Annotated in this window: 10 protein-coding genes; 8 read left to right on the plus strand and 2 right to left on the minus strand. The window is 64.5% G+C overall.

The genetic code is table 11. From position 1 onward, the window contains the following. Positions 1-7 precede the first annotated feature (7 nt). The gene (gene queA, locus QUG01_RS13335) at positions 8-1,030 is read right to left on the minus strand and encodes a tRNA preQ1(34) S-adenosylmethionine ribosyltransferase-isomerase QueA (RefSeq protein WP_500830572.1); all 1,023 of its coding nucleotides are present in this window, start codon (positions 1,028-1,030) and stop codon (positions 8-10) included. A 271-nt stretch (positions 1,031-1,301) separates the two neighbouring features. On the opposite strand from queA, the gene aroQ reads away from it, so the two are divergent. The 5 genes from aroQ to QUG01_RS13360 all read left to right on the plus strand — a co-directional run bounded on the left by aroQ (position 1,302) and on the right by QUG01_RS13360 (position 5,748). After that, entirely contained in the window at positions 1,302-1,772 is a 471-nt protein-coding gene (aroQ, locus tag QUG01_RS13340; protein ID WP_500830573.1) for a type II 3-dehydroquinate dehydratase, read from the plus strand. 36 nt (positions 1,773-1,808) lie between these two features. Further along, positions 1,809-2,270 (plus strand): acetyl-CoA carboxylase biotin carboxyl carrier protein, encoded by a 462-nt coding sequence (gene accB / locus QUG01_RS13345; RefSeq protein WP_500830574.1) that lies wholly within the window; start codon positions 1,809-1,811, stop codon positions 2,268-2,270. A gap of 117 nt (positions 2,271-2,387) precedes the next feature. Continuing rightward, a complete protein-coding gene (accC, locus tag QUG01_RS13350; RefSeq protein ID WP_103318305.1) occupies positions 2,388-3,746 on the plus strand; it encodes an acetyl-CoA carboxylase biotin carboxylase subunit in 1,359 nt (452 codons plus the stop codon). Continuing rightward, a complete protein-coding gene (gene prmA, locus QUG01_RS13355) occupies positions 3,746-4,642 on the plus strand; it encodes a 50S ribosomal protein L11 methyltransferase (RefSeq protein WP_500830575.1) in 897 nt (298 codons plus the stop codon). Before accC ends, prmA begins: the two co-directional genes overlap by 1 nt. Further along, complete coding sequence (locus QUG01_RS13360; RefSeq protein ID WP_500830576.1) at positions 4,639-5,748, plus strand: DUF3426 domain-containing protein; 1,110 nt, start codon at positions 4,639-4,641, stop codon at positions 5,746-5,748. Before prmA ends, QUG01_RS13360 begins: the two co-directional genes overlap by 4 nt. A 67-nt stretch (positions 5,749-5,815) precedes the next feature. On the opposite strand, the gene QUG01_RS13365 is transcribed toward QUG01_RS13360, so the two are convergent. Beyond that, entirely contained in the window at positions 5,816-6,700 is an 885-nt protein-coding gene (locus QUG01_RS13365) for a LysR family transcriptional regulator (protein ID WP_500830577.1), read from the minus strand. A 102-nt stretch (positions 6,701-6,802) separates the two neighbouring features. On the opposite strand from QUG01_RS13365, the gene QUG01_RS13370 reads away from it, so the two are divergent. From QUG01_RS13370 to ptsG, 3 genes are all read left to right on the plus strand, one after another. Further along, positions 6,803-7,195 (plus strand): DoxX family protein, encoded by a 393-nt coding sequence (locus QUG01_RS13370; RefSeq protein ID WP_500830578.1) that lies wholly within the window; start codon positions 6,803-6,805, stop codon positions 7,193-7,195. A gap of 437 nt (positions 7,196-7,632) precedes the next feature. Next, positions 7,633-10,146, plus strand: coding sequence for a phosphoenolpyruvate--protein phosphotransferase (ptsP, locus tag QUG01_RS13375; RefSeq protein WP_500830579.1), 2,514 nt, complete (start codon positions 7,633-7,635; stop codon positions 10,144-10,146). 174 nt (positions 10,147-10,320) lie between these two features. Beyond that, on the plus strand, positions 10,321-12,072 hold the full coding sequence (ptsG, locus tag QUG01_RS13380; protein WP_500830580.1) for a PTS glucose transporter subunit IIBC: 1,752 nt from the start codon (positions 10,321-10,323) through the stop codon (positions 12,070-12,072). Positions 12,073-12,081 lie beyond the last annotated feature (9 nt).

The raw sequence follows: 12,081 nt of genomic DNA on the forward strand, positions 1-12,081 counted from the left end.
CCCTCAATCAATCCTTCCGTTCCAACAGCATGGCGTCGCCGTAGCTGAAGAAACGGTATTGCTGCTCCACCGCATGGCGGTAGGCATGGAACATCTCGTCATAGCCGGCGAACGCCGACACCAGCATCAGCAGCGTCGATTTCGGCAGGTGGAAATTGGTCAGCAGGCGGTCCACCACGCGGAAACGGTAGCCTGGCGTGATGAAGATGTCGGTCTCGCCGCGTCCCGCTTTCAGTTCGCCATGCTGCGCCGCCGATTCCAGCGCGCGCACGCTGGTGGTGCCGATCGCCACCACGCGGCCGCCGCGGGCGCGCGCCGCGGCGACGGCCTCCACCGTGGACTGCGGAATATCGTAAATCTCGCTGTGCATCTTGTGCTCGGCCACATTATCCACCTTCACCGGCTGGAAGGTGCCGGCGCCGACATGCAGCGTGACGAAGGCGGTGGCGATGCCTTGCGCCTGCAGCGTCGCCAGCATGTCATCGGTAAAGTGCAAACCGGCGGTAGGCGCGGCTACCGCGCCCTGCTCGCGGGCATAGACGGTCTGGTAGCGCTCGTCGTCGTCCTGCTCGGCGCTGCGTTCGATATAAGGCGGCAGCGGCAGCTTGCCGGACGCCTCCAGAATATCGTAGACGTTCTCTTCGGCCAGGAAACGCAGCTTGAACATCGAGTCGTGGCGCTCCACCATCTCCGCCTCCCAGCGGCCGGCGAAAATCAGCCGGCTGCCCGGTTTGGGCGACTTGGACGCGCGGACATGCGCCAGCGCGGTGTGGTCGTCCAGCACGCGCTCAATCAGCGCCTCAACCTTGCCGCCGCTGGCTTTTTCGCCGAACAGGCGGGCGCGGATGACGCGGGTGTCGTTGAACACCAGCAAATCGCCGGCTTGCAAACGCGATGGAAAATCGGCGAAAGTGAGGTCGGACAGCGTCATGCCGTCCACATGCAACAGTCGGCTGGCGCCGCGCACGGCCGGCGGGTGCTGGGCGATCAAGGCCTCAGGCAGGTGGTAATCGAAATCGGAGAGCTGCATGGTGAAAGCTATGGTTCAGAACCGGCCGATTATACCTGCGCCCAACCATCGGGCACAGTGCCGGGAACGCCAATACCCAATGCCACGGCGTACTAGACGGGCAAATATTTTCTTGACATATTGCAGATACGCTACACTGCGGCACCCTGATCCGGCTAAGTTTTTACTCTAAAACCAAGATCTTGCCCTGCATTCGAGCCGCTAAACGATTGTTTTAATTTCTGCAAACGCTGGACATCTTGCTGCGAAGTGCGGCAAACTCGCGGCCAAGATGAAAAACGGGAGTCAGGCCTTGAGCCGATCCATCCTTGTGCTGCACGGTCCCAACCTCAATCTGCTCGGGGTCAGGGAGCCACAACACTACGGCCGGGACACACTTGACGCCATCAACCAGCGGCTGGCCGATCAGACCAAAGCCGCCGGCTTTGCTTTGACAGCATTGCAGAGCAACGCCGAGCATGTACTGATTGAACGCATACATCAATGTCTGGATGACGGCACCGCCTTCATCCTGATCAATCCGGCGGCGTTCACCCATACCAGCGTCGCGCTGCGCGACGCGCTGGCGGCGGTGAAAGTGCCGTTTATCGAAGTGCATCTATCCAATGTCCATGCCCGCGAACCCTTCCGCCAGCATTCGTATTTTTCGGATCTGGCGCTCGGTGTGATTTGCGGGCTGGGCCCCCACGGTTACGAGCTGGCGCTGGCGCACGCGCTGCGGCATTTGTCCGCGCAGCCCTGATCGCCGTAACTGAACACCCCATTCGAAGGATCAACAATGGATTTGCGTAAACTCAAGAAACTGATCGACCTGGTCGAAGAGTCCGGCATCGCCGAACTGGAAGTGACCGAGGGCGAAGAAAAAGTCCGCATCACCCGCGTATCCGCCAACCAACAGCAAGGCTACGCCCAGCCGGTGGCGCAAATGTACGCCGCCGCGCCGGCCGCTCCTGCGGCTGCCGCGCCGGTTGCGGCCGCTGCGCCTGCGGCCCCTGCCGCCGCCAATGAGAACGCGATGAAGTCGCCGATGGTCGGCACCTTCTACCGCTCGCCCAGCCCCGGCGCCAAGTCCTTCGTCGAAGTGGGCCAAAGCGTCAATGCCGGCGACACCCTGTGCATCATCGAAGCGATGAAGCTGATGAACGAGATCGAAGCCGACCGCTCCGGCGTGATCAAGGCCATCCTGGCGGAAGACGGCCAGCCGGTGGAGTACGGCGAGCCGCTGTTCGTCATCGAGTAAGACGCTCCGACGACCTCGCGAGATTCAGGGCACGGCCAAGGTCTGTGCCCTTGTCGTTTGACGTGACAGCAAAGGCCGGCCGATCATCCCGACGCTGGCCGGCTTGTGGAGAATTCCATGTTCGAAAAAATTCTAATCGCCAACCGTGGTGAAATCGCCCTGCGCATCCAGCGCGCCTGCCGCGAAATGGGCATCAAGACCGTGGTCGTGCATTCCGAGGCCGACCGCGACGCCAAATACGTGAAGCTGGCAGACGAGTCGGTGTGCATCGGCCCCGCCCCGTCCGCCAAGAGCTATCTCAACGTGCCGGCGCTGATCGCCGCCGCCGAAGTCACCGACGCCCAGGCCATCCACCCCGGCTACGGTTTCCTGTCGGAAAACGCCGACTTCGCCGAGCGCGTCGAGCAATCCGGCTTCGTCTTCATCGGCCCGCGCCCGGACACCATCCGCCTGATGGGCGACAAGGTGTCGGCCAAGAACGCGATGATCGAAGCCGGCGTGCCCTGCGTGCCCGGCTCCGACGGCGCCCTGCCGGACGACCCGGTGGAAATCACCAAGATCGCCAAGAAGATCGGCTTCCCGGTCATCATCAAAGCCGCCGGCGGCGGCGGCGGCCGCGGCATGCGCGTGGTGCATACCGAAGGCGCGCTGATCAGCTCGGTGCAGATGACGCGCACCGAAGCCGGCGCGGCGTTCGGCAATCCCACCGTCTACATGGAAAAATTCCTGGAGCATCCGCGCCACATCGAAATCCAGGTGCTGGCCGACGAATACGGCAACGCCATCTATCTGGGCGAGCGCGACTGCTCCATGCAGCGCCGCCACCAGAAAGTGATCGAGGAGGCGCCGGCCCCAGGCATCACCGACAAGCAGCGCCAGAGGATAGGCGAAGCGTGCGCCGAAGCCTGCCGCCGCATCGGCTACCGCGGCGCCGGCACGTTTGAATTCCTGTTCGAAAACGGCGAGTTCTACTTCATCGAGATGAACACCCGCGTACAGGTGGAACACCCGGTGACCGAAATGATCACCGGCGTCGACATCGTGCAGGAGCAGATCCGCATCGCAGCCGGCGAGAAACTGCGCTATAAGCAAAAAGACATCGTGATCTCCGGCCACGCCATGGAATGCCGCATCAATGCCGAGGACCCGTTCACCTTCGTGCCGTCTCCCGGCAAGATCGAGAGCTACCACCCGGCCGGCGGCCCCGGCATCCGCATCGACTCGCACATCTACCAAGGCTACGTCGTGCCGCCTCACTATGACTCGATGGTGGGCAAGCTGATCGCCTACGGCGACACCCGCGAGCAAGCGATGGCCCGGATGCGCGTGGCGCTGTCGGAAATGGCGATTTCCGGCATCAAGACCAATATCCCGCTGCACCAGGAGCTGTTCATGGATGCGGCCTTCCAGCGCGGCGGCACCAGCATCCACTACTTGGAAAACCGCTTGTCGCAGCAGAAAAAAGGGAGCGCCTGATGGCCTGGTTGCAAGCCACCATTGATTCCGATTCCTCTGTCGCCGAACGGCTGGCCGACGCGCTGATGGACGCCGGCGCGCTGTCCACCGCCATCGAGGACGCCTGGGCCGGCACCGACAAGGAGCAGCCCATCTTCGGCGAACCGGGCGAGCCGGTTGACCAGCTGTGGAGCCAGAGCCGCATCATTACGCTGTTCGACGAGAACGACGACCCAGCGCTGCTGATCGCCGCCGCCGCCACCGCCTGCCAGCTGGCCATGCCCAGCTACAAGATCGAGCGCGTGGAAGAACAGGACTGGGTGCGGCTGACCCAGTCGCAGTTCGACCCGATCCGCATCTCCGACCGGCTGTGGATCACCCCCACCTGGCACGAAGCGCCGGAACCGAACGCGGTCAACCTGCAGCTGGACCCGGGCCTGGCCTTCGGCACCGGCAGCCACCCCACCACCCGGCTGTGCCTGCAATGGCTGGACAAGCAGCTGCAAGGCGGCGAGTCCGTGCTCGACTACGGCTGCGGCTCCGGCATCCTGGCCATCGCCGCGCTGAAGCTCGGCGCGGCCTCGGCCGTGGGCATCGACATCGATCCGCAGGCGGTGCGCTCAAGCCAGGACAATGCCGAGCAGAACGGCGTGCAGGCCGACTTCTTCCTGCCGGACGCCAATCCGCAAGCCCAATACGACGTGGTGCTGGCCAATATTCTGGCCAATCCGCTGCGCATGTTGGGCGACTTGCTGGCAAGCCATGTGAAAACCGGTGGTAGAATCGTGCTTTCCGGCATCCTCGCCGAGCAGGCCGACGAGCTGTCCGCCATCTATAGCCAGTGGTTTGAGATGGACGCGCCTGTGTTCGACGAAGGGTGGACACGATTGACAGGAACCCGACGCGCCCAGGTATGACATATACGACACAGTGCCCAAACTGCCAGACCCGTTTCAAGGTCAACGACGTCCAGCTGGCCGCCGCCGACGGACTGGTTCGCTGCGGGCGCTGTTCGCATGTCTTCAAGGCGCCGGATCATTTTGTCATCACGCAGCCGGCGCCCGCGCCGGTTGCGCCTCCCCCGCTGATTACCACGCCGCCGCCAGCCGTCCCGTCGTCCGCCGCGCCCGAGCGCGACCCGATGGACGACTTCGAGCTGGAAGTGCCGGACTTCGACCCGCACGCCAACGCCGCGGAACTCTCCTCACCGATGGCAGCGGCGCCGCAGTACGATCTGCCTGCCGAGCACGCCGCGCAGCCGGCCGAGCCGCCGGCGGAAGAAGTTGAAGCCTTCCAGCGCGCGCTGGCGGAGGCCATGCAGAACCGCAATATCACGGCGCCGATAGGCAACCCCTTCAATGAACCGGCCCCCAGCCCAGCCATCGCCGCGGAGCCGGAAGTCTTTGGCAGCCGCCGCCGCGCCGAAACGCCGCCGGAGCCGGAGCCGATCAAGCCCGCCGCCCGCATCGAGCCGGAGGAGCCGCTATTCACCGACGCCGATGCCGAGGAGGAGGACGAGGCCCGCCATCAAAAGCCCGCCGCGCCCTGGCTCAACGGCTTGCTGGCGGCGTTCGCCTTGTTGGGCTTGCTGTTTCTGGCCGCGCAACTGGTCTACATCAATCGCACCCGCATCGCCGCCGAGGCGCCGGAAACCCGTCCCGCGCTGGAACAGCTGTGCAAGTCCATGGGCTGCGACGTGCCCTGGCCGACCGACATCGCGCTGATCCGCACCGAATGGTCGGAACTGGCCTTCGTGCCGGACTACCCCAATCTGATCCAGCTGTCCGCCACGCTGAAGAACCACGCACAGTACGCTCAGGCTTACCCGATGCTGGAAGTGACGCTGAAGGACAGCGACGACCAAGTGCTGATCCGCAAGGTATTCACGCCCAAGGAATACCTGAAGCCGGACGACCTCAAGCTGGGCCGCTTCAATGGCAACAGCGAGGTCAAAGTCACAATGCGGCTGGACGCCGGCAAGGTGCACGCCATGGGTTACAGCCTGTATTGGTTCTATCCCTAAGCTACGGCTTCGCGCCTGATCTCGTCGCCAGCCCGTCGGCGTAACCCCCGCCATGCGGGCTTCCGCCCTAGCGGAAAAATTCTTCCAGATACTCGACGAACACCCTGACCTTGCCCGGCACATGCCGCCGCACCGGATACACCACGGACAGATCCAGGCAGTGCCAATCGTACTCCTGCAGCACCGGCACCAGGCTGCCATCGGCCAGCGCCTTCTCCAACAGGAAACGCGGCTGCAAGACGATGCCCATGCCGTGCACCGCGGCATCGGTCAGCACATCGCCGTTATTGGCCCGCAGCGCCCCCTTCACTCTCACCTTGTCCTGGCCGCCGTCAGGCCCGCGGTAATCCCAGATGTTGGGCTGAGCCGTCAAGGCGTACAGCAGGCACTGATGCTCGGCCAGCTCCGCCGGGTGACGCGGCGTGCCGTGGCGCGCCAGGTAGTCCGGCGACGCCGCCACCAGGTCGCGGATCTGCGCCAAGCGCCTGGCCACCAGGGTGGAGTCGGTCAGATTGGACACCCGCAGCGCCAGATCGAAGCCTTCCTCCACCAGATCCACCCGCCGGTCGTTCAGGTTCAGCTCCACTTCGATGCGCGGGTGGCGCTGATGGAAGCCGCCGATGATGGCGCCGAGGTAGCGCATGCCGAACGATACCGGCGCCGACAGCCGCAAGCGCCCCACCGGCTCGCTGGCGCCGTGCGACAGCCGCGCGTCCAGCTCGTCCAGCTCCGCCAGCAAGCTGCCGGCCTGCGCCAGATAGGTCTCGCCGGCTTCGGTCAGCGACAGCTTGCGCGTGGTGCGATGCATCAGCCGCGCGCCCAAGCGGTTTTCCAGCGCCGCCACCAGCTTGGTCACCATCGCCCGCGACAACTCCAGCCGCTCCGCCGCGGCGACGAAGCTGCCCAGTTCCGCCACGGCGACGAAGGCGCGTATTTCCGAAAAACGGTCCATATAGTTTCTTATTGGTAAATAATAATTTCAATAGAACGATATTTATTGAATATAAGGCCGATGGTCAAATAGCGCCATCCCCATTCTTCAGGAACAAACACCATGAACCGTCTGCAAAATCCCTACCTCGCCACGCTGTTGCTGCGCGTGGCGCTGGGTCTGATGTATCTGTCGCACGGCGCATTGAAACTTTTCGTCTTTGGTCCGGCCGGCACCGCCGGCTACTTCGCCAGCCTGGGTTTGCCCGGCTTCTTCGGCTACGTCGCCATCGCCATCGAAATCGGCGGCGGGCTGCTGCTGCTGGCCGGCATCCAGGCGCGCTGGGTGGCGCTGCTGCTGATTCCGCAGCTTCTGGGCGCCATCGCGCTGGTTCATGCCGCCAATGGCTGGATGTTCGCCAATGCCGGCGGCGGCTGGGAATACCCGGCCTTCCTGATCGCCGCATCGCTAGCGCTGTTCCTGCAAGGCGATGCCAAGCGCGCCCGCGCCGCCTAAATGCCCTTTCATCCGGCCCTCCCGGGCCGGATGCCGCCTTTCTCCGTTTTAGAGTTGCATTACAAAAATGCAACAACCGCCCCGCCGCCCTTCCCGCCGCTAATTCCAGCGCAATCAAGCTACAATAACGGGCTTGCCCAGCGATGGTGCAACGCAGCACTTAATTCGAACAATTCAGACTTGCACATTTTCTTGATTGCCATCAAGCTGCTGCGTAATTTGCGTGTAGTTTAACTACAAACCTTGGCAAGATATAACGCAACCCAGTCGTCGATGTCTGCAGATGGCGACCCGTATATAATCGCCGAAAGCCAGTCAGGACAAGCCAAGCCGTCAAGAGGCGCAGAAATGGCCCTTGAGCTGGCGCAAACAAGAATCGGTTTGATTGACGCTCGTAATAAAACGACTGGAATTATCCACGAATTGAGGAGTTTCTCATGGGCACCTCCGCACCAAGACTAGACATCCTGGCCCCCCTCTCCGGATGGTTGGTCCCCTTGGACAGCGTTCCGGACCCGGTGTTCGCCGGCAAAATGGTCGGCGACGGCATCTCGCTTGACCCCACCTCCGGCAGCCTGCTGGCGCCGGTCAGCGGCGTGGTCAGCAATCTGCATCCGGCCCATCACGCCCTCACCATCACCACTGCGGAAGGCGTGGAAGTCATGGTGCACGTGGGCATCGATACCGTGATGCTGAAAGGCGAAGGCTTTTTCCCGCTGATCGAACAAGGCCAGCAAGTCAGCGCCGGCCAGCCGGTCATCGACTTCGATCTGGACCTGGTGGGACGCAAGGCCGCCAGCCTGCTGACCCAGATCATCATCACCAACGGCGAGACCGTGGCCCGCATGCAGCCAGCCACCGGCATGGTGGATGCCGGCAAGAACGTGGTGCTGTCGCTGCAGCTGGCCAACGGCAAGGACGTGCTGCAAGCCGTCGTCGGCGAGCCGCAACTGTCCGCCGACATCACCATCGGCAACCCGGCCGGCCTGCATGCGCGTCCGGCCGCCGTGTTCGCAAGCAAGGCCAAGAGCTTCGGCTCCGACATCCAGCTGCTGTTGGATGGCAAGGAAGCCAATGCCAAGTCGGTGGTCGCCATCATGGGCCTGGCCACCAAGTTCGGCGACAAGGTGCGCGTCCGCGCCCAGGGCGACGATGCGGCTGCCGCCATCGCGGAACTGACCCAACTGCTGAATGACCGTTGCGGCGAGAAAGCCGACGAGGCGCCGCTTGCGCCTGCCGCCGCTCCGGCCGCGGCCCAGCAACAGGACAGCGATACCCAGCTGGCTGGCGTGGGCGCTTCGCCCGGCATCGCCATCGGCCGCATCGTCCATCACCGCCTGCAGGAATTCGACGTGCCGGAGCAGGGCAAGGGCGCCAATGTGGAACAGCAGGCCTTCGCCCGCGCCACCGAGGAAGCCGCCGCCCAGCTGGATCTGGTCAAGGCGCAGCTGACCGATCCGGCCAAGCAGGCCATCCTGTCCATGCACCAGGAACTGCTGCAAGACCCGGACCTGCTGGCGCAAACCTATACCGGCCTGGCCGACGGCAAATCCGCCGCCTGGTCCTGGCGCGCCGCCTTCAGCGCCTACTCCGCCCGCCTGGAAGCGCAGGACAACGCCCTGCTGCGCGAACGCGCCAACGACATCCGCGACGTGGGCCGCCGCGTGCTGGCCCTGCTGGCCGGCGTGAAGCAGGCTTCGCTGGAGCTGCCGGCCGGCTCCATCCTGATCGCCGAAGACCTGGCCCCGTCCGACACCGCCTCGCTGGATCCGTCCAAGGTGATGGGCTTCTGTACCCGCACCGGTGGCGCCACCAGCCACGTGGCCATCCTGGCGCGTTCGCTGGGCATCCCGGCGATCTGCGGCATCTCGCAATCCGCGCTGAAGCTGCCGGAAGGCCTGCAAGTGATTTTGAACGGCAACGAAGGCACGCTGGCCATCGCCCCGACGGCTGAAGACCTGGCCGCCGCCGAGCAGGAAATCGCCCGCCTGGCCGAACGGCGCGCCTCCGAAGCCAAGAGCTCCATGCAACCGGCCGCCACCAGCGACGGCGTGCGCATCGACGTGGTCGCCAATATCCGCAACGCCGCCGACGCGCGCGAAGCGGTGGCCAAGGGCGCCGAAGGCGTGGGCCTCTTGCGCTCGGAATTCCTGTTCGACAACCGCGACACCGCGCCGACCGAACAGGAACAGGCGGCAGAATATTGCGCCGTGGCCGAAGCGCTGGGCAAGGACCGCCCGCTGGTGGTGCGCACGCTGGACGTGGGCGGCGACAAGCCGCTGTCCTACCTGCCGCTGCCGAAGGAAGACAACCCCTTCCTGGGCCTGCGCGGCATCCGCGTCAGCCTGGACCGTCCTGACCTGTTGCGCACCCAGTTGCGCGCCATTCTGCAGGCCGCGCCGTTGACCAAGCTGCACATCATGTTCCCGATGGTGGCCTCGCTGGAAGAGCTGCGCGCCGCCAAGGCCATTCTGGCCGAGGAACAGGCCGCCGCCGGCGTCACCGACGTCAAGGTCGGCATCATGGTGGAAGTGCCGTCGGCTGCCGTGCTGGCCGCTCGCTTCGCGCCGGAGGTGGACTTCTTCTCCATCGGCACCAACGACCTGACCCAGTACGTGCTGGCGATGGACCGCGGCCACCCGCAATTGGCCAAGCAGGCCGACGCGCTGCACCCGGCGGTGCTGGCGATGATCGCGCTGACCTGCGAAGGCGCGCGCGCCCACGGCAAATGGGTGGGCGTGTGCGGCGGCTTGGCCTCGGACGAACGCGCCGCGCCGCTCTTGGTGGGCATAGGCGTGACCGAACTGTCGGCCAGCACCCCGGCCGTCGCCTCGGTCAAAGCCACGCTGTCGCGCTGGAGCCTGGACGAGTGCCAGCAACTGGCCAAGGATGTGTTGGCGCTGTCCACCGCGACCGACGTCCGCCACTACCTGAATCAACACGCTCGTTAATCGGATAAGCGCCGACGCGGCGGGAGCTGCGGCGCCGGATGGGGAGACCGCCAGGGCAACCTGGCGCCGTCCGGCGCCACCTAGCGCAGCGTCCAGCCACGGCGGTGCTTTATAGAGGGGACGGCCTCACAGCCGCTCGACATTCCATAAGCATGTCAAAGCAGGATAATAATCATGTTTAGTCAATCGTTCGCTTTTCTGCAGAAGATAGGCAAGGCGCTGATGCTTCCAGTAGCGGTGCTGCCTGTCGCGGGCCTGCTGCTCGGCATCGGCGCCACCGACTTCCACACCCAGAACGCCATCGCCCTGGCGATCCTGTCGCTGATGAAGCACTCCGGCGATGTGATCTTCGGCAACCTGCCGCTGATCTTCGCCGTCGGCGTGGCGCTCGGCTTCACTGAAAACGATGGCGTGGCCGCCATCGCCGCGGTGATCGGCCATCTGGTCACCACCGTCACCCTGGGCGTGATGGCCGGCATCATGGGCGTGGAGACCGCCACCATCATGGGCCTGCCGTCGATTCAGACCGGCGTGTTCGGCGGCATCCTCGCCGGCGGCCTGGCAGCCTATATGTTCAACCGCTTCTATCGAATCGACCTGCCAGAGTACCTTAGCTTCTTCGCCGGCAAGCGTTTTGTTCCGATCATCACCGCCATCGGCGCCATCGGCCTGGGCGTGATCCTGTCCTTCATCTGGCCGCCGATCGGCAACGGCATCAAGGCGTTCTCGCAATGGGCCGCCGTCAGCGACCCGCGCACCGCCGCCACCGTGTACGGCTTCGTCGAGCGTCTGCTGATCCCGTTCGGTCTGCACCACATCTGGAACGTGCCGTTCTTCTTTGAAATCGGCGCCTTCCCCGACCCGGTGACCGGCAAGGTCATCCACGGCGACATCGCCCGCTTCTTTGCCGGCGACCCGACCGCGGGCATCCTGTCCGGCGCCTTCCTGTTCAAGATGTTCGGCCTGCCGGCAGCCGCCATCGCCATCTGGCACTCGGCCAAGCCGGAAAACCGCGTCAAGGTGGGCGGCATCATGATCTCCGCCGCGCTGACCTCGTTCCTGACCGGCATCACCGAGCCGATCGAGTTCTCCTTCCTGTTCGTGGCGCCTATCCTGTACGTGATCCACGCCGTGCTGGCCGCTTCCACCCAGTTCGTGGCCAACACCCTGGACATGCACATGGGCTTCACCTTCTCGCAAGGCGGCATCGACTTCCTGATGTTCAACCTGATCGGCGACAAGGCCAAGCACGCCTGGTATGTGTTCATCCTGGGCCCGATCTACGCCGTGGTGTACTACAGCGTGTTCCGCTTCGTCATCGCCAAGTTCAACCTGAAGACCCCGGGCCGCGAAGATGAAACCCTGGAAAGCGCTGGCGCAGTCAGCGAAGACCAGCGAGCTCGCGAACTGGTGCTGGCCTTCGGCGGCCGCTCCAACATCCGCGGCCTGGACGCCTGCATCACCCGTCTGCGCGTGGCCGTGGCTGAAATCGCCAAAGTCGATCAAGCCAAGCTGAAAGCCATGGGCGCCTCCGGCGTGGTGGTGGTCGGCAATGGCGTGCAAGCCATCTTCGGACCCAAATCGGAAAACCTGAAAACGGATATGGACATCTACCTGCGCAGCGCCGGCAGCGACGCCGAACTGTCGTCCGCGCCGGCCCCGGCAGCCGCCCCCGCGGCAGCCCCGGCTGCGGCCAAGGCCGATGTCGCCGCGCTGAAGCAGGCCCTGGGCGGCAACGCCAACCTGGGCAAGGTAGAGGCCATCGCCCATACCCGCCTGCGCGTGGAGCTGAAGGATGCCAGCCGCTTCAACGAAGCCGCTGCCCGCGCCGCCGGCGTGAGCGCAGTGACCCAGGTGTCTCCGGGCACGCTGCATCTGATCGTAGGCGATCAGGCCGCCGCCCTGGCCGCGGCGCTGCAAGCCTGATAGGCCCTG

This window comes from Chromobacterium sp. CCUG 76385, from assembly GCF_059916625.1.